Origin of the sequence: Kitasatospora sp. NPDC018058 (assembly GCF_044327205.1) — a bacterium.
In the GTDB taxonomy this organism is placed as follows: Bacteria; Actinomycetota; Actinomycetes; order Streptomycetales; family Streptomycetaceae; genus Kitasatospora.
The window spans coordinates 184185-203444 of sequence record NZ_JBIRFA010000015.1; the positions used below are offsets into that span (position 1 = coordinate 184185).

The 19260-nt window shown below is 73.1% G+C and carries 22 protein-coding genes; 8 read left to right on the forward strand and 14 right to left on the reverse strand.

Translation table 11 applies throughout. The features are described 5' to 3' along the window. Nucleotides 1–98: 98 nt before the first annotated feature. Nucleotides 99–1715: a D-alanyl-D-alanine carboxypeptidase/D-alanyl-D-alanine-endopeptidase gene (dacB, locus tag ACH4E7_RS22540; protein ID WP_396250800.1), complete on the reverse strand. Its 1617-nt coding sequence runs from the start codon at nucleotides 1713–1715 to the stop codon at nucleotides 99–101. Between the two features lie 76 nt (nucleotides 1716–1791). Here dacB and ACH4E7_RS22545 point away from each other — a divergent pair, with 76 nt between their 5' ends. Continuing rightward, a complete protein-coding gene (locus tag ACH4E7_RS22545) occupies nucleotides 1792–2283 on the forward strand; it encodes an inorganic diphosphatase (RefSeq protein ID WP_030059594.1) in 492 nt (163 codons plus the stop codon). 157 nt (nucleotides 2284–2440) lie between these two features. Here ACH4E7_RS22545 and ACH4E7_RS22550 read toward each other — a convergent pair whose 3' ends face one another. The 3 genes from ACH4E7_RS22550 to ACH4E7_RS22560 all read right to left on the reverse strand — a co-directional run bounded on the left by ACH4E7_RS22550 (nucleotide 2441) and on the right by ACH4E7_RS22560 (nucleotide 4423). Further along, entirely contained in the window at nucleotides 2441–2650 is a 210-nt protein-coding gene (locus ACH4E7_RS22550; RefSeq protein WP_355671362.1) for a dodecin, read from the reverse strand. 97 nt (nucleotides 2651–2747) lie between these two features. Further along, entirely contained in the window at nucleotides 2748–3707 is a 960-nt protein-coding gene (locus ACH4E7_RS22555; RefSeq protein WP_396250801.1) for an asparaginase, read from the reverse strand. A gap of 71 nt (nucleotides 3708–3778) precedes the next feature. Beyond that, complete coding sequence (locus ACH4E7_RS22560; RefSeq protein WP_396250802.1) at nucleotides 3779–4423, reverse strand: ABC transporter substrate-binding protein; 645 nt, start codon at nucleotides 4421–4423, stop codon at nucleotides 3779–3781. A gap of 474 nt (nucleotides 4424–4897) precedes the next feature. Between ACH4E7_RS22560 and ACH4E7_RS22565 the strand changes: the two genes are divergently transcribed. After that, nucleotides 4898–5464: a D-aminoacyl-tRNA deacylase gene (locus tag ACH4E7_RS22565; protein WP_396250803.1), complete on the forward strand. Its 567-nt coding sequence runs from the start codon at nucleotides 4898–4900 to the stop codon at nucleotides 5462–5464. A gap of 9 nt (nucleotides 5465–5473) precedes the next feature. Here the strand turns inward: ACH4E7_RS22565 and ACH4E7_RS22570 are convergent, their stop codons facing one another. The 3 genes from ACH4E7_RS22570 to ACH4E7_RS22580 all read right to left on the reverse strand — a co-directional run bounded on the left by ACH4E7_RS22570 (nucleotide 5474) and on the right by ACH4E7_RS22580 (nucleotide 7635). Continuing rightward, nucleotides 5474–6436, reverse strand: coding sequence for a YgfZ/GcvT domain-containing protein (locus ACH4E7_RS22570; RefSeq protein ID WP_396250836.1), 963 nt, complete (start codon nucleotides 6434–6436; stop codon nucleotides 5474–5476). Nucleotides 6437–6455: 19 nt separating this feature from the next. After that, nucleotides 6456–6920, reverse strand: coding sequence for a Fur family transcriptional regulator (locus ACH4E7_RS22575; RefSeq protein ID WP_355671366.1), 465 nt, complete (start codon nucleotides 6918–6920; stop codon nucleotides 6456–6458). Nucleotides 6921–7032: 112 nt separating this feature from the next. After that, nucleotides 7033–7635: an FABP family protein gene (locus ACH4E7_RS22580; RefSeq protein WP_396250804.1), complete on the reverse strand. Its 603-nt coding sequence runs from the start codon at nucleotides 7633–7635 to the stop codon at nucleotides 7033–7035. Between the two features lie 350 nt (nucleotides 7636–7985). On the opposite strand from ACH4E7_RS22580, the gene ACH4E7_RS22585 reads away from it, so the two are divergent. Next, the gene (locus ACH4E7_RS22585) at nucleotides 7986–8348 is read left to right on the forward strand and encodes a DsrE family protein (protein WP_380613195.1); all 363 of its coding nucleotides are present in this window, start codon (nucleotides 7986–7988) and stop codon (nucleotides 8346–8348) included. Nucleotides 8349–8370: 22 nt separating this feature from the next. Here the strand turns inward: ACH4E7_RS22585 and ACH4E7_RS22590 are convergent, their stop codons facing one another. The 7 genes from ACH4E7_RS22590 to ACH4E7_RS22620 form a co-directional block, all read right to left on the reverse strand. Then, nucleotides 8371–8661 carry a DUF3099 domain-containing protein gene (locus ACH4E7_RS22590; RefSeq protein ID WP_355671369.1) on the reverse strand — a complete coding sequence of 97 codons (291 nt, stop codon included), beginning with the start codon at nucleotides 8659–8661 and terminating at the stop codon, nucleotides 8371–8373. A 63-nt stretch (nucleotides 8662–8724) separates the two neighbouring features. Continuing rightward, complete coding sequence (locus ACH4E7_RS22595) at nucleotides 8725–9015, reverse strand: DUF1416 domain-containing protein (RefSeq protein WP_030244525.1); 291 nt, start codon at nucleotides 9013–9015, stop codon at nucleotides 8725–8727. A 39-nt stretch (nucleotides 9016–9054) separates the two neighbouring features. Beyond that, nucleotides 9055–9891, reverse strand: a complete 837-nt coding sequence (locus ACH4E7_RS22600; protein WP_396250805.1) for a sulfurtransferase — start codon at nucleotides 9889–9891, stop codon at nucleotides 9055–9057. Nucleotides 9892–10124: 233 nt separating this feature from the next. Next, nucleotides 10125–10205, reverse strand: coding sequence for an Ms5788A family Cys-rich leader peptide (locus ACH4E7_RS22605; protein WP_353652343.1), 81 nt, complete (start codon nucleotides 10203–10205; stop codon nucleotides 10125–10127). Nucleotides 10206–10439: 234 nt separating this feature from the next. Continuing rightward, nucleotides 10440–11162 (reverse strand): DUF2993 domain-containing protein, encoded by a 723-nt coding sequence (locus ACH4E7_RS22610; RefSeq protein WP_396250806.1) that lies wholly within the window; start codon nucleotides 11160–11162, stop codon nucleotides 10440–10442. Between the two features lie 146 nt (nucleotides 11163–11308). Continuing rightward, on the reverse strand, nucleotides 11309–12640 hold the full coding sequence (locus ACH4E7_RS22615; RefSeq protein WP_396250807.1) for a hypothetical protein: 1332 nt from the start codon (nucleotides 12638–12640) through the stop codon (nucleotides 11309–11311). Nucleotides 12641–12645: 5 nt separating this feature from the next. Next, nucleotides 12646–12939: a MoaD/ThiS family protein gene (locus tag ACH4E7_RS22620; protein ID WP_396250808.1), complete on the reverse strand. Its 294-nt coding sequence runs from the start codon at nucleotides 12937–12939 to the stop codon at nucleotides 12646–12648. A 719-nt stretch (nucleotides 12940–13658) separates the two neighbouring features. On the opposite strand from ACH4E7_RS22620, the gene ACH4E7_RS22625 reads away from it, so the two are divergent. The 5 genes from ACH4E7_RS22625 (at nucleotide 13659) to ACH4E7_RS22645 (ending at nucleotide 19219) form a co-directional block, all read left to right on the forward strand. Continuing rightward, on the forward strand, nucleotides 13659–14390 hold the full coding sequence (locus ACH4E7_RS22625) for a response regulator transcription factor (RefSeq protein WP_396250809.1): 732 nt from the start codon (nucleotides 13659–13661) through the stop codon (nucleotides 14388–14390). Nucleotides 14391–14505: 115 nt separating this feature from the next. Beyond that, a complete protein-coding gene (locus ACH4E7_RS22630; RefSeq protein WP_355671375.1) occupies nucleotides 14506–15564 on the forward strand; it encodes a LacI family DNA-binding transcriptional regulator in 1059 nt (352 codons plus the stop codon). 115 nt (nucleotides 15565–15679) lie between these two features. Next, nucleotides 15680–16867: a S1C family serine protease gene (locus ACH4E7_RS22635; RefSeq protein WP_396250810.1), complete on the forward strand. Its 1188-nt coding sequence runs from the start codon at nucleotides 15680–15682 to the stop codon at nucleotides 16865–16867. A 103-nt stretch (nucleotides 16868–16970) separates the two neighbouring features. Next, the gene (locus tag ACH4E7_RS22640; protein WP_396250811.1) at nucleotides 16971–17741 is read left to right on the forward strand and encodes a response regulator transcription factor; all 771 of its coding nucleotides are present in this window, start codon (nucleotides 16971–16973) and stop codon (nucleotides 17739–17741) included. Further along, nucleotides 17738–19219, forward strand: coding sequence for a sensor histidine kinase (locus ACH4E7_RS22645; RefSeq protein WP_396250812.1), 1482 nt, complete (start codon nucleotides 17738–17740; stop codon nucleotides 19217–19219). The genes ACH4E7_RS22640 and ACH4E7_RS22645 overlap by 4 nt, the downstream gene beginning before the upstream one ends. The last annotated feature ends 41 nt before the right edge of the window (nucleotides 19220–19260 follow it).

Consider the following 19260-nt stretch of genomic DNA (forward strand, 5'->3'; position numbering starts at 1 on the left):
CGAACCCATCCGAATCCGGCCACCGGCACGGTGGATCCCCGGCGTCGGGCACCGCCGCCGTCGAGGTGACGGCAGCGGCCCGGGGTGGTCGACGCCGATCAGTGGCAGCCGCAGGTGGTGAGGTGGGCGACGATGCGGTCCATGGCGGCGCGGGCGGTGTCGGCGGGGGCGGAGGTGCGGGTCATGACGGCGAAGGCGAGGAGGCGGCCGTCGGCGTCGACGACGGTGCCGGCGAGGGTGTTGACGCCGCTGAGGGTGCCGGTCTTGGCGCGGATCAGGCCGGCCGCGTCGGCGGCGCCGGAGCCGGAGCCGTAGCGCTTGTTGAGGGTGCCGGTGAAACCGGCGACCGGGAGGCCGGTGAGGACCGGGCGCAGGGCGGGGTGCTGCTCGGAGGCGGCCAGGGCGAGGAGTTGGACCAGCACGGCGGGCGGTATCGCGTTGCCCGGGTGCAGGCCGCTGCCGTCGTTGAGGACCACGCCGGTCATCGGCACGCCGAGCTTGGTGAGCTCCTGGGTGACGGCGGTCGCCGCGCCCTCGAAGCTGGCCGGTTGGCGGGCGGCCAGGGCGACCTGACGGGCGATCGCCTCGGCGAGCTGGTTGTCGGAGGTGGTCAGCAGCCGCTCGACCAGCCTGGCGACGGTCGGCGAGTCCACCTTGCCGAGGACCGTGGCGTCGGCGGCGACCGGGGCGGCGGCCGGCCTGGCCCTGCCCTCGACGGTGACGCCCTGGGCGGCGAGCAGCGCGGCGAAGGCCTCGGCGGCCGCGCCGGCCGGGTCGGCGACCCGGGCCGGGGCCTCCTCCCTGCTCTTGGGGTCGACCTTGGCCTCGTCCACCATCAGCGGGACGACCAGGGCGATGTTCTGCGCGTCGTGGTTCTTGTGCTGCGGGTTGCCCGCGTACATCGACAGGTCGTAGTCCAGCTTGACCGTGGTGGTGCCGGCCGCCTTGAGGGCGGTGGCGGTCTGCCGGGCGAGGGCCTCCAGCGAGGCTGGGGCGGTGTCGGCGTCGGCGGGCTGGCCGCCGATCTGCACCTGGTCGGCGGGCAGCGCGGTGAGCGTCGGGTCCCCGCCGCCGACCAGGGTGATGGCGCCCGGGTCGGCGCCGCTGACCACCCAGGTGGTCAGCCGGGTGTCGCCGGGTATGAGGGACAGGGCCGCGACCGAGGTGGCCAGCTTGGTGGTGGAGGCGGGGGTGGCCGGGGTGTTCTCCCCGGAGCCGTAGAGGAGTCGGCCGCCGGCGGCGTCCGCGACGGCTACGGTCACGGTGCCGAGGTTCTTGTCCGCGAGGGCGGGGGCGAGCACCTGCTGCAGGCCCTGCGCGGTGGGGACGGCGGCCTCCGGGCCGTTCTCGGCGGTGGCCAGGACGGCGCCCGTCGCGGGCGCCGGGCGCGCGACCGCCGAATCGTTACTGCCCGGCGTGGAGCCGGCGGGCGGCTCGGCCCGACGGGTGGGGCCGGCGTTCGGGCTCTCGCCCGTACGGGGCGTGCCCTTCCCGTGGTCGCCCTTTCTGCCGCCCTGGTCGCCCTGCTTGCCGCCCTGGTCGCCCTGGTCGTCGTCGCCCTCGCCCTGCCCCGCGCTGTGCCCGCCGGGGGTCGGCGACGACTGCGCATACGCACCGCTTGCGGTCAGGACCGTTACGGCGACCAACAGGGCCGCCCCGAACAGTCCCGCGGCCGTCCCCCTGCGGCGGCGCGCCGCCCCCACCCCAGCTCCCACCGACCGGCCCCTTTCCTGAGCACTCACTCCCGTAGGAGACACTTGGATTCTGTCAGTCCCTACCTTGGAGGAACCGTTGGAGTTCGACGTCCTTATCGAAATCCCGAAGGGCTCTCGTAACAAGTACGAGGTCGACCACGAGACCGGCCGTCTGCGGCTCGACCGGATGCTCTTCACCTCGACCCGCTACCCGGCCGACTACGGCTACGTCGAGGGCACGCTCGGCGAGGACGGCGACCCGCTGGACGCCCTGGTCATCCTGGACGAGCCGACCTTCCCGGGCTGCCTGATCAAGTGCCGCGCCATCGGCATGTTCCACATGACCGACGAGGCCGGCGGCGACGACAAGCTGCTCTGCGTCCCGGCGACCGACCCGCGCTGGGAGCACCTGCGGGACATCCACCACGTGTCGGAGTTCGACCGCCTGGAGATCCAGCACTTCTTCGAGGTCTACAAGGACCTGGAGCCGGGCAAGTCCGTCGAGGGCGCCAACTGGGTCGGCCGCGCCGAGGCCGAGGCCGAGGTCACCGCTTCGATCAAGCGCCTGGCGGAGCAGGGCGGTCACTGAACCGTCGTTCCGATCCCACTCGACCAGGACAGTTCGAGGTAGGTCGGGACAGCCTGGGGCCGGGGCCCGCGGATCCGTCCGCGGCCCCGGCCCCTGTCGTGTCCCGGCCTGACGCGTCCCGGGTCCGGTGTGTTCCGGGTCCGGCGCTTCCGGGGGCTCAGTCCTCCAGCCGGAAGCCGACCTTCATGCACACCTGGTAGTGCTTGATCCGGCCGTCCTCCAAGTGGCCCCGGACCTGCGAGACCTCGAACCAGTCGAGGTTGCGCAGGGTCCGGGCGGCCCGTTCCACCCCGTTGCGGATGGCTGCGTCGACGCTCTCGGTCGAAGACCCGACGATCTCGGTCACCCGGTACACATGGTCGGTCATGGCGGACTCCCTCAGCTGTGCGACGGCCCCCGGTCCACCGTGCACCGCCCCCGCCCGGCCCGCACCCCGACCGCCTCCGACGGGCGGTCCCCGGCCGTCAGAACGCCGCCCGGACCTCCCCGACCGGAACGCCGCCGCCGAGCAGCGGGGCCGCGCCGATCCGCTCGACGGTGTCCGCCGCGCCGGTCACCCCGAGCCGGCGCAGCGCGGCGGCCAACACCGGGCCGCGGGCCCGCTCGCCGCCGTCGTCGATCTTGAAGGCGAGCGCCCGTCCGTCCGGCAGCGCGACCACCTGGACGGCCTCGGCGCCCATCTTGGACAGCGCGCCCGGGACGGCCCGCATCAGCCAGGTGTCGGCCCGGCGGGTGCCGGCCACGTACTCGGGGTGGGCGCGCATCGCGTCGGCCACCCGGCGCTGCGCGGTGCCCTCGGCGGCCAGCACCAGGCCGCGGTAGCCGCGGGCCAGGCCGGTCAGCGTGACGGCCAGCAGCGGGGCGCCGCAGCCGTCCACCCCGACGTGCACGGGGGCCTCGCCGGTGCCCTCCTCCAGGGCCTCGCCGGCCAGCAGCTGGATCGGGTGGGCCGGGTCGAGGTAGCTCTCGGTGTCCCAGCCGTTGGCGACACAGGCGGCCAGCCAGCCGGCGTGCTTGCCGGAGCAGTCCATCAGGATCGGGGCGCGCCGGCCGCCGGCGCCGAGCAGCAGCTCCGCCTCGGTCTCGTCCAGCGGCAGGTCGGCCGGGGTGCGCAGGGCCGATTCGTCGAGTCCGGCGGAGTCGAGGATGGCCCGGACACCGTCGAGGTGAAACGATTCCGCAGAGTGGCTGGAGGCCGCCAGCGCCAGCAGCTCGCCCTCGATCGCGAGCCCGGCCCGCAGGGTGGCCACCGCCTGGAACGGCTTGGCCGTCGAGCGGGGGAAGACCGGCGCGTCGGGGTCGCCCAGTGCGAACTCGACCGAGCCGTCGGCGGCGAGCAGGACCAGGGAGCCGTGGTGGCGGCCCTCGGTGAAGCCCGAACGTATGACCTCGGCGAGCACGGGCGGGGTGGCGGACTGGGACATCGGGAGCCTTCCGGGGGCAAGGGTGGGCCGGGAGGAAGCCGGACCCCGCCCACCCGCGACGACTCACCCGGTCAGAGCGGCCTCTCCGAGAGCAGGTCGTCGACCCGTGCTTCCCCATCACGGTACCTGCGGGTGATCTCGGCATTGCAACCGTCGGCCGTCCGCAGCAGCCGCTGGCGCCGGCCGGAGACCTCGCGCTCGTGCGCGCGCAGCCGCTCCAGGGCGGCCACCAGATCCTCGGCCGGGTGCGCCGCGAGGTCGGCGAGCTGGACGTCGCCCATCAGGGCGTCCGCCTCCAGCTGGGACTCCTGGGTGCGCGGCGGGCCCAGGGTGACGTGCCGGGCCGAGCGCCGGACGCTGGAGGGCGCGTCGGTCAGGATGGCCGGCAGCCGGTCCAGCAGGTCGCCGCCGAGCCCCTCGCCGGCCGTCAGGGCGTCGCTCCCCTCGCCGCCCGTTCGGGCGGGGTGAGCGGGGCCGCCGCCGGGGCGTCGGTCCAGCTCGGCGCGCAGGATGTCCATCCGCCCGTGCAGCAGCCGCCGCAGGTAGGACAGGTCGGCCTCCTGCTCCAGGGTCTCCCGGCGCAGCACCCGCAGCTGCTCCAGGCCCAGCCGCTCCAGATCGGGCTCGCCGTCCGGGTCGGCCGCCCAGGAGGGGTCCCCGGGTGCCTGCGCCACCTGCCCGGAGCGGTTCCGTGCCGCGCTGCTCGCGTCCATCATCCAGCCCACCTGCCGTCGTCCGATCCCGCCCGCTCGCGGCACCCCGTCCCTGCCGCCGGCCCGGCCCGTCCCCCGACGGGCTCGCGCGTCCCGACCGTTGGCACGCCCGGGGACCCCGAAGGGTTCCGTTCCCCGGCCGGAACCACTCGCCGGGGCGACCCGGCCAGAACGCCTGGCCTACCGGCTCGACCGCCCGGCCGAACCTCGGCCCGGTGCGGCGGACCTTCAGGCACGCCGGGCCCTTCGTACGGTCCCCCAGCGTGCCACCCCACCCGGCGCGCGCGCACCGCCCGTGCACCCGAACGGCCCCCTGGCGAACGGGGGTGGCTGATACGACCAGCCCTTTCCGCAGGAAGAACGGCGCCCGACCCTGCGCAGGCGCGCGCCGCACGGCGTGCGCCACGTTGTGCGCGCCCCAGAGGTGCACCCAGAGGTGCTAAGGGGGGCGGTGCGGCGCTCCGGCACAATGGCCGCATGCGAGCAGTGGTGCAGCGAGTGACCGAGGCCCGGGTGACCGTGGCCGGAGAGACCGTCGGCGCGATCGAGGGGCCGGGGCTGTGCGTCCTGGTCGGCGTCACCCACGAGGACACCCCGGCGAAGGCGGCCCAACTGGCCCGCAAGCTCTGGACCCTGCGGATCCTGCCGCCTTCCCCCCGAGCCGAGGGCCGCGCCGACGCCGAAAGCGGGGAGCGACGAGCGACCGACGGAGGAGGGAACGCCGGAGCGACGACCGTCGGCGTCGGATCCGGAGCGGCCGAAGGCGAGCAGGGAAGTCGCCGCGAGGGCGTGGAGCGGAGTTGCTCGGACATCGGCGGCCCGCTGCTGGTGATCAGCCAGTTCACCCTCTACGGCGACGCCCGCAAGGGCCGCCGCCCCACCTGGACCGCCGCCGCCCCGGGGCCGGTCGCCGAGCCGCTGGTGGACGAGGTGGTCGCCCAACTGCGCGCGCTGGGCGCCAAGGTGGAGACGGGCCGGTTCGGCGCCGACATGCAGGTGGCGCTGGTGAACGACGGCCCGTTCACCGTCCTCGTCGAGGTCTGAGCCCCGGAGCTACTGCGGGACGACCACGTCCTGGGTGCCCGGCACCGTCCCGGCCAGCAGCACCGCGTCCACCGGGACGTTCCGCTTGACGATCGCCAGCGCGATCGGCCCCAGCTCGTGGTGCCGGGCCGAGGAGGTCACGAAGCCCAGCGCCCGCCCGTCCGGGTCGGAGGCCAGCCGCACCTCGGTGCCGTGCGGGGGCAGGGTCTCCTCGGTGCCGTCCAGGTGCAGGAAGACCAGCCGGCGCGGCGGACGGCCCAGGTTGTGCACCCGGGCGACGGTCTCCTGGCCGCGGTAGCAGCCCTTCTGCAGGTGGACGGCGGTGCGCAGCCAGTCCACCTCGTGCGGGATGGTCCGGTGGTCGGTCTCGAAGCCCAGCCGGGGCCGGTGGCCCTCGATCCGCAGCGCCTCGTACGCCCAGACCCCGGCCGCCGGGCCGCACCCGGCGGTGAGCTTCTCCAGCTCGGCGCGCGGAACGAACAGGTCGCGCCCGTAGGGCAGTTCGCGCACGGCGGCGGCGCCCTCCACGGCGGCGGTGGAGCCGGCCGGCAGGTGGACCACGGCGTAGTCGGCGGTGGCGTCGGCGACCTCCACCCGGTAGAAGAACTTCATGCTCTCCAGGTAGGCGACCAGCGCGCCCTGGGTGCCCGGCTCGACGTGCGCCCAGGTGGTGGTGCCGTCGTCGACCAGGTAGAGCGCGTGCTCGACGTGCCCGTGCGGGGAGAGCACCAGCGCCTCGGTGGCGTGCTGCGGCCGCAGCTCGCTGACGTGCTGGGTGAGCAGCAGGTGCAGCCAGGAGAGGCGGTCGTCGCCGGTGACGGTGACCACGCCGCGGTGCGAGAGGTCCACGAAGCCGCTGCCCTCGGACAGGTTCCGTTGCTCGCGGAAGATGTCGCCGTAGTGGGCGGCGACGCCCTCGTCGGCCCCCTCGGCGGGGACGGCTCCGGGCAGGGCAAGCAGCGGGCTCTTCACACCGGTCATACCGGCCAGCTTACGACCGGCCGTCCGCGTGCTCGGCGGTGCAGTCGGCGCAGCGGCCGAAGATGGCGAAATGCTTGAGGTCGGTGTCGAAGCCGTGCTGCTCGCGCAGCCGGTCGATCAGCGGCTGGGCGATCTCGGTGCCGGTCTCGGCGACCTTCCCGCAGTCCCGGCAGACCAGGTGCAGATGGTGGTGGCGGCCGGCCAGGTGGTAGGTCGGGGCGCCGTGGCCGAGGTGGGCGTGCGAGACCAGGCCCAGCTCCTCCAGCAGCTCCAGGGTCCGGTAGACGGTGGAGATGTTGACGCCGCTGGCGGTCTTGCGGACGTGACAGAGGATGTCGTCGGGGGTGGCGTGGTCCAGGACGTCGACGGCCTCCAGCACGAGCTGCCGCTGCGGGGTCAGCCGGTAGCCGCGCTCGCGCAGGTCGGCCTTCCAGTCGCCGGAGAGCTGCCAGTCGGTGGTGCCGGTGTCCGCCACGGTGCTGTCCCTGCCAAGGTCGGGGGTCCTGATGCAAGTGTAGGGACCGGCTGCAGGCCGGTCCCTACCTCGTGCACAGGCCTTACTTGAGCCGTGCCTACTCGAGCTGTGCCTACTTGAAGAAGGCGATGCCGTCGTCCGGCAGGTCGTTGATGTCCTTGATCAGCTGGGCCGGGCTGAGCACCTTCTTCAGCTGCGCGGACATGTACGGGCGCAGCGGCACGTTCGGGGCGGCCTTCTCGCCGACCCAGAGCAGCTCGCCGTTGACGAAGCCGTACAGCCGCTTGCCGCCGGAGTACTCCGGGGAACCCTCGATCCGGGCCACCGCGTCGGTGGAGACGTCGACCTGCGGCTTGCCGTCGGCCAGTTCGCCGTACCAGATCTCGACCGTGCCGTCGTCACGGACGGAGGAGATCTCGATCCCCCGGGCGCCGCTGGTGCCGTCCTGGTTGCTGGTGATGCGCCAGAACGCGTGCTCGTTCTCCAGCGGGCGGACCTTCTCGCCGTCGTTGTCCAGCACCCAGGTGCGGGAGCGGAACTCCAGGAAGGGCCGGCCGTCGTGACGGATCACGATCTCCTGGCCGAAGTTGCACTTCTCCGCGCCCGGGCCCCCCTCATTAGGCAGAGGGGCATAGACGCCCGCGCCCTCCCAGGTGCCGAGGAGGAAGGCGAGCGGGACGACGTCCTTGTGGAGGTCAGAGGGGATCTCGATCATGTTCCTGGTCGCTGTCGTGGTCGGTGCGGTCTGCCTCAACCGTACGGCAGGCTCAGCGCTGGCCCTGGTACAGCTTCATCACCGAGAAGATGGCGAACCAGGTGATCAGCACGGCCATGAAGGCCAGCAGACCGTCGAAGAACATTTCCAGACCGGACACGGGGGGCTCCCAGGCGGCGACAGTGTGGTGGATTTTGCTGGCGCTCACTCTATCCGCCGGGCTCCGACGGGTCGCGGTGAGCCCCGCCACGTCGCGGTTCGCGCCCGCGCGCCCCGGCGCCGCCCAAGGTTTCCCCAAGGGATTCCGAGATGACGACGGACGGGGGTGGCGGGCCCTCTAAGGTGGCGCCATGTCGAAGAAGCTCGTCATCAAGGTCACCGCCGGGGCGGACGCGCCGGAGCGGTGCTCGCAGGCGTTCACGGTGGCGGCCGTCGCCGTCGCCAGCGGGATCGAGGTCTCGCTCTGGCTGACCGGGGAGTCCTCCTGGTTCGCCCTGCCGGGGAAGGCGGCGGAGTTCGAGCTGCCGCACGCGGCGCCGCTGCCGGACCTGCTGGAGTCGATCCTGGCGGCCGGCTCGGTGACGCTGTGCACCCAGTGCGCGGCCCGGCGCGGGATCGAGCAGAAGGACACCGTCGAGGGCGTCCGGATCGCGGGCGCGCAGGTCTTCGTCAGCGAGATCATGTCGGACGGCGTCCAGGCGCTCGTGTACTGACGCCCAGGGCCTCGGACACGTCTCAGGGCCGTCCTCCCGAGGAGTCGCGCGGCTCGTGGTCGGGGCGGTCCCGGTCGTGACCGGGGTCGTCCCACTTCGGATCGTCCCAGCGCGGATCGTTCCACCAGTCGTCGTCCGGGTCCCGCTTGTTGGCGAACACCGCGGCGGCGGGCGGGATGACCATCGCGACCACGCACAGGGCGACCGCGGCACCCACCGAGAAGAACCGCACCACGCCCCAGGCCATGACGAACAGGCCCAGGCACACGCCCATCATGGCGTAGTAGAAGCGCCGCCGACGCCTTGCCTGCACGTCTCCACGGTACGACCGAGGGCCCTGCCACGGCAGGGCCCTCGGTGTGATCGTCCGACTCGGTCAGACCGCGATCGCGACCTCGACGGCGGCGCCCTGGGAGGCCACCACCTGACGGTCCACGGTCTGGCCCGGGACCAGTGCCCGCAGGGTCCACTTGCCCGGGCGGGCGAAGAACCGGAACTGGCCGGTCGCCGAGGTGGGCACCTCGGCCGTGAACTCGCCGCCCTCGTCCAGCAGCCGGACGTAGCCGTTGACCGGCTCACCGTCGCGGGTCACCGAACCCTGGATGATCGTCTCGTTCGCCACGTCAACTCCTGCCAGGTCCGGGCCGCCGGCCTTCGCACCGCACATGTCTGTCTTCCCTTCTGACTTACGGGTCGAGCCGGGGGCTCAGTTGCTGCCGAGCTCGATCGGCACGCCGACCAGGCTGCCGTACTCTGTCCACGAACCGTCGTAGTTCTTCACGTTCTCCTGGTCCAGCAGCTCGTGCAGGACGAACCAGGTGAGCGCGGAGCGCTCGCCGATCCGGCAGTAGGCGATGGTGTCCTTCGCCAGGTCGATGCCCTCGGCCTCGTACAGGGCCTTGAGCTCCTCGTCGCTCTTGAAGGTGCCGTCGTCGTTGGCGTTCTTCGCCCACGGGATGTTGCGGGCGCTCGGCACGTGGCCAGGGCGCTGCGACTGCTCCTGCGGGAGGTGGGCCGGGGCGAGCAGCTTGCCGGAGAACTCGTCGGGCGAGCGGACGTCGACCAGGTTGAGGCTGCCGATGGCGGCGATCACGTCGTCACGGAAGGCGCGGATCGAGGAGTCGGCGGCCTGCGCCGAGTACTCGGTGGCCGGGCGGGCCGGGACCTCGGGGACCAGGTCGCGGGAGTCCAGCTCCCACTTCTTGCGGCCGCCGTCCAGCAAGCGGACATCGCCGTGGCCGTACAGCTTGAAGTACCAGTAGGCGTACGAGGCGAACCAGTTGTTGTTGCCGCCGTAGAGCACGACGGTGTCGTCGTTGGCGATGCCCTTGGCGCTGAGCAGCGCCTCGAAGCCAGCCTGGTCGATGAAGTCGCGGCGGACCGGGTCCTGGAGGTCCTTCTTCCAGTCGATCCGGACGGCGTTGCGGATGTGGTTCTTGTCGTACGCGGAGGTGTCCTCGTCGACCTCGACGATGACGACCTTCGGGTCGTCCAGGCGGGCCTGGACCCAGTCGGCGTCGACCAGGACGTCGCTGCGGCTCATGGTGGTGTTCTCCATCCGAGGGCGGTTGGCGGAAGGTGCTGCTCAGGAGGGGCTGCAGGGGTGCCCGGGCGGATGCGGCCCGAATTCCTGTCCGAATGATGGGATGGAGGAGGTGAACCGGGACGGCCGGGCGGGAAACTGCGGGGTGCGGCGGCGACCGCCGACCGGAGCGGCCGGGCGAGGTCACCGGAGAGATCGGCGGCGGGCGTCAACTGCCCTGCCAGGACGCCGACTTAGCGCATTCGACACAGACAGGCGGACACGCGGCACAGGTCGACCGCCCGCCGCTTCGTGAGATCCGTCTGTCGCTTCATGCCGACGATGCTAGGGACACCGGCGGCCCGCTGTCATTAGCGTATCGAATAGCGAGATTAAAACGATCGAATGGTGGGATTCGCCCGAGCGGGGCCGGGAGCGCACCGGGGAGAGCCCCGGCGGCGGCACACAACGGGCGGAAACGACACCGCTCCGCGGTCCGCGCTGGACAGCGCGTCTCGCGGAGCGGAACGGAGGCGTCGCGGACCCGGCAAGGATCCAAGGGACACGCCCTAGCCCAAGAGCTTGACGCCCTTGCCCTCGAAGGACAGCTGGAGACCCTCCGGCAGCGGCGTCGCACCGTCCTGCTCGGCCAGCTTCAGCCCGGCCGGCATCGAGTCGAGGGTGAAGCTGGCCGGCTGGATCTTCCGGTTGGAGAGCCCGGCGAACATCTCCGCCAGCGAGCTCAGCTTGAGGCCGTCCACCGTGATGGTGTTGCCCTGGTTGTGCACGGTCGCCTCACCGACCGACACCGGCCCCAGCGAGGCCTTGATCTTGCCCGGCCCGCCGTACGACAGGCTCAGCCGGGAGTTCCCGCCGACCGGCATCGGGGCGCCGCCCAGCAGCTCGGCGGCCGGCGGCAGCAGCTGGGCGAGGTCCTGGTAGGAGATCACGCCGCTGCCGGTGCCGTCGTCCACGGTGGCGCTGTCCAGGTCGTCGCCCACCGAGACGCCGGAGAGCTTGGCCTTGAAGGAGTGCAGCGCCACCTGGTGGCCGTTGTTCTGGACGGTCAGGCCGTCCGAGGAGATCCGGACGTCGTCCAGTCGCCGCGAGAGCACCTGGGTCAGGAACGGGAAGCCCTCGATCGTCACGTCCGGCCGCTGGCTCATCTGGCCGCTCTTCACCATCCGGTCGGCGGCCTCGTCCTCGGCCACTCCGACCGCGATCCGGTCGGCGCCCACCAGCAGCCCGGAGAGCACCACCAGGCCGATCGTCGCCTTCAGCCATCCGCGCATCGTGTCCCCCGTCGTCGCCGGTCGCCGTCGTCGTCCGCTGTGGAATGTCGCTGTTCCATGGCGGCCGCCCTGATGCGACCGCTCCCGCACGACCGTACGACGTCCCGCCCCGGAACGTGGTTCCGGGGCGGTGTGACGTACCCGGCTCAGCCGGCCAGCAGGTCGGTGGCGATCCAGATCAGCGGCGCGGACACCGCCAGCGGCAGCGCCACGCCCGCCGTCATGTGCACGAAGCGGGACGGGAAGTCGTACGCCGCGACCCGGCGGCCGACCAGCGCCCCCAGCCCGGCCAGCGCACCCAGGGCCATCGGCGCACCCACCAGGAAGCCCAGCAGCACCGCCGCGACCAGGCCCAGCACCGGGCCCAGCTGCTTCGGGCCGGGCAGCGGCGCCGCCGCCAGCAGGGTGGCCAACGCGACCGCGCCCACCCCGGCCGGCACCCAGTCGGCCAGCAGCAGCATGGTGCACAGCGTCGTCACCACGGTGGCCGAGCCGAGCACGGTCAGCGCGTAGAACCGCTCCTTGGGGTCCGAGGGGCGGAACGTCTGCAGCACCAGGACCAGCAGGAAGAACCCGCCCAGGGTGCCCACCACGGCCGCCACGCCGCCGTGGGAGTCCGCCAGCAGCACGGCCACGTCGGCGGTGAACCCGGCCAGCGCGGCGAGCAGGATGCCCTGACGGGCCGGCCACATGCCGTTCAGCCGGAACCAGCCGGCCGCCGTCAGCAGCTGCAGCAGCGCGACCACCAGGGCCAGCGCCACCTGCCCCAGCGCGGCGCCGCCGGCCAGCAGCGCGGCCGCGCCGGCGGTGATCAGGGCGGGCTGCAGGCCCGGGTCGATGATCGGCGAACCGGTCCGACCGCGTGGGGCGGCGGGCGGCGGCGTCACCGGCAGCGGCTGCGGCGGGACGGCCGCGTACGGCTGGACGCCGGGGGCGCCGGGCACCTGGCCGGGCACCGGGACGGTCGGGCGCTTGAGCGTCATGGTCGGCGGGTCGAAGCCGGGCCCGGCGGGCGGCATGGGCGCAGCGGGCGGCACGGGCGCGGCCTGCTGCGGAGCGGGCTGCGGCGTCGGGGCCCGGTGCCGGGCCCGGGACGGCTGCTGCTGCTGCGGCAGCTGCGGCTGCGGCTGCGCCGGGGGCTGTCCGAAGTGCTGCGGCGGGGCGACCGGCATCGCGCCGGAGGCCGTGACCGGCGGCAGCAGTGTGGTGGCCGCCGCGTCGTCCAGCGGCGGGACGGGCGGGAGCAGCGTGGTCGCGGCGTCGTCCAGCGGCGGGACGGGCGGGAGCAGCGTGGTCGCGGCGTCGTCCAGCGGAGGCACCGGCGGCAGCAGCGTGGTCGCCGCCTCGTCGTCCACCGGATAGCCGTACGGGTGCTGCCGCAGGTGCTGCTGCGGGTGCGGATGGGGCTGCTGGGGCTGCTGGGGCTGCTGCGGCCAGTTGCCGTAGCCGCCGTAGTTCGGGTTGTTCATGTCCGTCACGCCGCTCAGCCTCCCGCGAACGGCGGGAGGACCTCGACCGTCCCGCCCTCGGTCAGGGCGACGGTCGTGTGGTCCCGGCCGCCCACCTGGGCGCCGTCGACCAGGTACGAGCAGTGCCCGAGCAGCTGGACGAGCTTCGGCCGGTCCGCGTGCCGTTCCTTGGCCGCCGCCAGTGCCTCCGCCAGGGTCTGCGCCTCGTACGGCTCCTCGGCCAGCCCGGCCTCGGACTTCGCCGCCGCCCAGTAGCGGATCGTCCCGCGCACCCGGGCGCCGCTCGCGGGCTCGGTGGTCGCGCCCATCGGGCCACCCCTTCCGTTCGTCCTCGCCCGGCCCCGGTGGCCCGGTCCGGCTCGCCATCGGGGCCGCCGCCCGACCACCCGAACGATGGACCCGCGCAGCGCCGCCGATGTGCGTCCCATGATGGCGTGTCCGCCGTCGCGACCGGCAATCGCCCTGGCCGGACGGGCGTGCGGCGGCGCTCGAAGCTGTGTCCAGACTCACCCGGCGCGCGCCCGGATTGGGCGAACCGCCGGATTCGCGCACTCCCGACGCGGGAGCGGGTCGGCTATCCTCGACCACCAAGAGGGATCCGGGCAGAGTCGCCCCCGGGTCCTTTTGTGCTTTCAGGACGCCAGTACGGACATTCTTGCGATTCGTCGGCCCACCCCCGGCGCGCCGCAGGAACCGCCCCGCTTCTCGCGGCACAAGGACGTGCCGGGCCGGCGGGGTGTCGTTCACCCGGCGCCGGGCCGCCACCCGGTACCGGACCAGACCGGAGGGTTCGCGGGATGAGCAGGGCAGAAACGGTGTGCCAGGGGTTGCGGGCCCCCCGGCGCGAGCGCCGTCGCGCCTCCTGGTCCCCCCGTACGCCCTGGGCGCCCTTCCCCCTCACCCTCCTGTCGCCCACCGCCGCCCCTGCCGGGACGCGCCGCGCGCGACACTTTCACGATCGTGCGCCATCCGGCTGTGGCGGCAGCCGTCATGCGACCGCGACGACCCGGAAAGGGGACCACCGGGTATGAGTTCTCTCCTCCTCCTCACCAACGCGCTGCAGCCGTCAGCAGAGGTGCTGCCGGCGCTCGGCCTGCTGCTGCACAACGTCCGGGTGGCCCCCGCCGAGGGATCGGCTCTGGTGGACACCCCCAGCGCGGACGTCATCCTGGTCGACGGGCGACGTGACCTGCCGCAGGTCCGCAGCCTCTGCCAGCTGCTGCGCTCCACCGGCATCGGCTGCCCGCTGATCCTGGTGGTCACCGAGGGCGGCCTGGCCGCCGTGACCGCCGAGTGGGGCATCGACGACGTCCTGCTGGACACCGCCGGCCCCGCCGAGGTCGAGGCCCGGCTGCGGCTGGCGCTCGGCCGACTCCAGGTGGCCGTCGACGACAGCCCGATGGAGATCCGCAACGGCGACCTCTCGGTCGACGAGGCCACCTACTCCGCCAAGCTCAAGGGCCGGGCGCTCGACCTCACCTTCAAGGAGTTCGAGCTGCTCAAGTACCTCGCCCAGCACCCCGGCCGGGTCTTCACCCGGGCGCAGCTGCTGCAGGAGGTCTGGGGCTACGACTACTTCGGCGGCACCCGGACGGTGGACGTCCACGTCCGGCGGCTGCGCGCCAAGCTCGGCGTCGAGCACGAGCAGCTGATCGGCACCGTGCGCAACGTCGGCTACCGCTTCGTCGTCCCGGAGAAGTCCGAGAAGGGCGAGCGTCCCGAGCTCGCCCAGCGCCCCTCCGCACCACTGGAGGCCTGACCCGGTCGCCGGGCGGGCCGTCCCCCGCCCGGCTCGTCCGGATTGCGCCCGATGCGCCCCGGGGCGGCCACAGGTCCCACTGCCGTCCCGGAGGCCACACGCGTAGACTCCATCTGTGGCCAAGGTGACGCGCGACGATGTAGCCCGACTGGCTGGGACCTCGACCGCGGTCGTCAGCTACGTGATCAACAACGGGCCGCGCCCGGTCGCGCCCGCGACCCGGGAGAAGGTCCTCGCGGCGATCGAGCAGCTCGGCTACCGGCCGAACAGCGTCGCCCAGGCGATGGCCTCCCGCCGCACCAACCTGATCGGCATGGTCGTCCCGGACGCCCGCCAGCCCTTCTTCGCCGAGATGGCGCACGCCGTGGAACGGGCCGCCTCCGAGCGCGGCAAGCTCGTACTGATCGGCAACTCCGACTACGTGGACGACCGCGAGGTCCACTACGTCCGCGCCTTCCTCGGCATGCGGGTCTCCGGCCTGATCCTGGTCAGCCAGGGCCCCTCGCAGCGCGCCGCCGAGGAGTTCGCCGCGATGGAGGGCGCCAAGGTGGTGCTGCTGCACCGCCGCCCCGAGGCGATCGACGACGTCGCGGTGGTCACCGACGACGTAGGCGGCGCCGAGGCCGTCGTCCGCCACCTGCTGGAGGAGCACGGGCACCCGTACGTGGCCTGCTTCGGCGGCCCGGTCGAGTCCCCCGCCCCCGGCGACCCGGTCATCGACCACGTCGAGGGCTGGCAGCGCGCCATGGACGCCCACGGCATCCCCACCGAGCCGTACCTGATCGACGCGCCCTTCCACCGCTACGGCGCGTACGACGTCGCGCTCGGCCTGCTGAGCTCGCCGGACCGGCCCCGGGCGATCTTCTGCTCCACCGACGACCAGGCCATCGGTGTGCTGCGGGCCGCCCGTGAGGTCGGCCTGCGCGTCCCCGAGGACCTCGCGGTGGCCGGCTTCGACGACGTGCCCGAGGCCGCGCTCGCCGACCCGCCGCTGACCACCGTCGCCTCCGACCGCGACGCGATGGCCCGGGCCGCCGTCGAACTGGTGCTGGACGACTCGCTGATGGTGCCCGGCTCGGACACCGAGCGGGTCCGCAAGTTCCCGGCCCGCCTGGTCATCCGCCGTTCCTGCGGCTGCGACGGGGCCGCGCCCGGCCGGGCCGCGGCGGAATAGCCGATTCCGTTCCGCAGGCTGCCTGACCAGGGTTTATGAGAAGCCAACGGGCTTCTCGGGTCCTTCTGAGCCGCTTCTCATCCGGTCCTCATCCACCGGGCGGAGCTTGGTCGGCATGAGCGAACAGCAGCAGCACCCCGGCGAGCACCACGACGACCCGTACCGGCCCCGCGTGATCGAGGGCACCGTGCTCGGCGGCGGCACCGCGGGCACCGGCGGCACCGACCCGCGCGCCGGGTACGCCTACCGCGAGGACCACTCCGGCGGAAGCTTCGACGGACCGCCCCCTCCGCCGCCCATCCCGCCCGAGCCGCCCACCGTCCTCGGCCACCCCACGGGCCCCGAAGGCTCCGAAGGCCCCGAAGGCCCCGAAGGCCACAGCCACGGCAGCCGGGCCCGGCGCGGTCTGCTGCGCGGACGCCTCGCCCTGGTGACCGCCGTCGCCGCGGTCGCCGCCGTCATCGGCGGGGTCACCGGCGGGGTCATCGCCGCCGACCGGCAGTCCTCCGGCAACCACGTCGGCACCGTCGCCAGCCCGGTCGCCGCCCGCTCCGACGGCAGCGCCAACGTGCCCGCCATCGCCGCCGCCGTCTCGCCCAGCGTCGTCCAGATCACCGTCAAGAACGGCAACGGCACCGCCACCGGCACCGGCGTCCTCCTGAACACCGGCGGCCAGATCCTCACCAACTTCCACGTGATCGACACCGCGGCCGACGGCGGCCGGATCACCGTCACCTTCAAGAACGGCTCCACCGCCCCCGCCACCGTCACCGGCACCGACAAGAAGCTCGACGCCGCCGTGATCACCGCCACCGGCGCCAAGAACCTCACCCCCGCCGTCCTCGGCGACTCCTCCACCATGGCCGTCGGCGACCCCGTCGTCGCCATCGGCAACCCCGACGGCCTCACCGGCACCGTCACCTCCGGCATCATCAGCGCCGAGAACCGCGACGTCACCGTCCAGCTCGACGAGGGCAGCACCAGCGGCAACGGCGGCTTCGGCTTCCCCAACCTGCCCGGCCTTCGGGGCAACCCCCCGCAGCAGCAGAACAGCGGCGACACCACCACCTACAAGGCCTTCCAGACCGACGCCGCCCTCAACCCGGGCAACTCCGGCGGCCCGCTGATCAACGCCAACGGCCAGGTCATCGCCATCAACTCGGCCATGTACGCCCCCAACGGCGCCAACTCCACCGCCGGCGGCGGCAGCAGCACGGCCGGCAGCATCGGTCTCGGCTTCGCCATCCCGATCAACGACATCAAGCAGGTCCTGCCGAAGCTCGAAGCCGGCCACAACCTGTGAGTCACAGTCTGTGAGCCACAATCCGTAAGAGCCGGTAAGAGTCCGCACGACGGACAATTGCTCCCAGCAGGCCCTCCACCCCGACGAGAAAGGGCACCAGCCCATGACCCCGTCCGCCGACGACCGCACCCCCGCCGAGGCCGCCAACCCCTCCGCCCGGCTCCTCGTGGTCGACGACGAACCCGCCCTCCGGGACGCCCTGGAGAGCAGCCTCGCCTTCGAGGGCTACGAGGTCACCACCGCCACCGACGGCTACGAGGCGCTGGAGTCCGTCGAGCGCGACAAGCCCGACCTCGTCCTGCTGGACATCATGATGCCCCGGATGGACGGCCTCACCGCCGTCCGCCGGATGCGCTCCCGCGGCGACACCGTCCCGGTGCTGATGCTCACCGCCCGCGACGCCGTCGGCGACCGCGTCACCGGCCTCGACGTCGGCGCCGACGACTACCTCGCCAAGCCCTTCGAACTCGACGAACTGCTCGCCCGCGTCCGCGCCCTGCTGCGCCGCAACGCCCTCGCCACCGAGGCCGCCGCCCGCGCCGCCGCCGAGGACGAGAGCGAGGTGCTCGCCTTCGCCGACCTGCGGATGAACACCGCCACCCGCGAGGTCACCCGCGCCGGCAAGCCGGTCGAACTCACCCGCACCGAGTTCATGCTGCTCGAGATGTTCCTCTCCCACCCCCGTCAGGTCCTCACCCGCGAGCAGATCCTCAAGGCGGTCTGGGGCTTCGACTTCGAGCCCTCCTCCAACTCCCTGGACGTGTACGTGATGTACCTGCGTCGCAAGACCGAGCAGGGCGGCATGCCGCGCCTCATCCAGACCGTACGAGGCGTCGGCTACGCCCTGCGCCCGGCCGCCGGCGCCGGCGCGTGAGCACTGTCCCGCCTCCGCCGCTGGCACCGCCGCGCGCGCCCGGCCGCCGCAAGCGCGTCGTCCACTGGCTCCGCTCACGCTCGCTGCGCGGCCGCCTCACCTTCCTCAGCGCGGCCGCGGTGGCGGTCGCGATCGCGATGTCGGCGCTGGCGTGCTGGTTCATCGTGGACAAGCAGTTGTACGGCCAGGTACGGACGGACCTGGCGTCCGCGCCCCTGGCTGCGGGCGGCGTACGTAGCCTCACCTGCTACCCCACCCCGGAGGACGCGCTGGAACACCAGCGCGTCAGCAGCATGCCGGAGATCAGCGGGGCCGTCCCCAGGGACACCCAGTTCCTCTCGGCCGCAGGAATCTGCCTGCCGCCAGGGGCGGCCAAGGCGATCGTGTCCGAGCCGGACGACCTCGCCGCCCTCCGGCTCAAGTCCGGACAGTCGATCATCCGGAACGGGAAATACACCAATGGTGAACCCGCGATGATTCGGCTGACCGCCAGCCACAACTTCACGACACCTGTCGTCGTGATGATCGCCACCCCCACCCAGCCCATCGAGGACTCCCTCCGGGGCCTCGCCATCCTCCTCGGCGCCGTCTCCCTCGGCGGCATCCTCCTGGCCGCCGTCGCCGGGCGCCTGGTGGCCCACTCCTCCCTCAAGCCCGTCGACCAACTCACCGACGCCGTCGAGCACATCGCCCGGACCGAGGAGGTCGGCACCACCATCCCCGTGCACGGGGACGACGAGATCGCCCGCCTGTCCACCTCCTTCAACTCGATGAGCACCGCCCTCGCCAACTCCCGCGAGCGGCAGACCCGGCTGATCGCCGACGCGGGCCACGAGCTCCGGACACCGCTCACCTCGCTGCGCACCAACGTGGACCTGCTGATCCGCAGCAACGACACCGGCCGCCCGCTGCCCCCGGCGACCAAGACCAAGCTGCTCGGCAACATGAAGGCGCAGATGCAGGAACTCACCCTCCTGATCGGCGACCTGCTCCAGCTCTCCCGCCCCGACTCGCCCAAGACCGGCCCGAACCTGACCGTCGTCGCGCTGCACGAGATCGTCGGGCGGGCCATCGAGCGGGCCGAGCTGCGCGGACCGGGGCTGGTCTTCGAGACGAGCACCGAGCCCTGGTACGTGCACGGCGACGCGGCCGGGCTGGAGCGGGCCGTGATCAACCTGCTGGACAACGCGGTCAAGTACAGCCCGCCCGGCGGCACCATCGACGTGCGGCTCCAGCAGGGCGTGTTGACCGTCCGCGACCACGGCCCCGGCATCCCGCCGGACGAGCTGCAGTACGTCTTCGACCGGTTCTGGCGCTCCCCCTCCTCACGCCAACTGCCGGGCTCCGGACTCGGGTTGTCGATCGTCGCGCAGAGCGTCCGGGAGGCGGGCGGCGAGGTCACCCTGGGCCCGGCCGAGGACGGCGGCCCCGGCGCGCTGGCCGCCGTGCGGCTGCCCGGCGGGCCGGCGCCCGAATAGCGGGAACAGGGCGGGCGGGGCGCCCCGACAGCGCCCCGCCC

Coding starts and splice junctions, on each gene's coding strand:
- ACH4E7_RS22605 (WP_353652343.1), bottom strand. CDS start 10,205: ATGAAGCGACAGACGGATCTCACGAAGCGGCGGGCGGTCGACCTGTGC.
- ACH4E7_RS22595 (WP_030244525.1), bottom strand. CDS start 9,015: ATGTGCGGTGCGAAGGCCGGCGGCCCGGACCTGGCAGGAGTTGACGTG.
- ACH4E7_RS22640 (WP_396250811.1), top strand. CDS start 16,971: ATGACCCCGTCCGCCGACGACCGCACCCCCGCCGAGGCCGCCAACCCC.
- ACH4E7_RS22585 (WP_380613195.1), top strand. CDS start 7,986: ATGTCGAAGAAGCTCGTCATCAAGGTCACCGCCGGGGCGGACGCGCCG.
- ACH4E7_RS22635 (WP_396250810.1), top strand. CDS start 15,680: ATGAGCGAACAGCAGCAGCACCCCGGCGAGCACCACGACGACCCGTAC.
- ACH4E7_RS22550 (WP_355671362.1), bottom strand. CDS start 2,650: ATGACCGACCATGTGTACCGGGTGACCGAGATCGTCGGGTCTTCGACC.
- ACH4E7_RS22625 (WP_396250809.1), top strand. CDS start 13,659: ATGAGTTCTCTCCTCCTCCTCACCAACGCGCTGCAGCCGTCAGCAGAG.
- ACH4E7_RS22560 (WP_396250802.1), bottom strand. CDS start 4,423: ATGATGGACGCGAGCAGCGCGGCACGGAACCGCTCCGGGCAGGTGGCG.
- ACH4E7_RS22600 (WP_396250805.1), bottom strand. CDS start 9,891: ATGAGCCGCAGCGACGTCCTGGTCGACGCCGACTGGGTCCAGGCCCGC.
- ACH4E7_RS22610 (WP_396250806.1), bottom strand. CDS start 11,162: ATGCGCGGATGGCTGAAGGCGACGATCGGCCTGGTGGTGCTCTCCGGG.
- ACH4E7_RS22580 (WP_396250804.1), bottom strand. CDS start 7,635: ATGATCGAGATCCCCTCTGACCTCCACAAGGACGTCGTCCCGCTCGCC.
- ACH4E7_RS22565 (WP_396250803.1), top strand. CDS start 4,898: ATGCGAGCAGTGGTGCAGCGAGTGACCGAGGCCCGGGTGACCGTGGCC.
- ACH4E7_RS22620 (WP_396250808.1), bottom strand. CDS start 12,939: ATGGGCGCGACCACCGAGCCCGCGAGCGGCGCCCGGGTGCGCGGGACG.
- ACH4E7_RS22555 (WP_396250801.1), bottom strand. CDS start 3,707: ATGTCCCAGTCCGCCACCCCGCCCGTGCTCGCCGAGGTCATACGTTCG.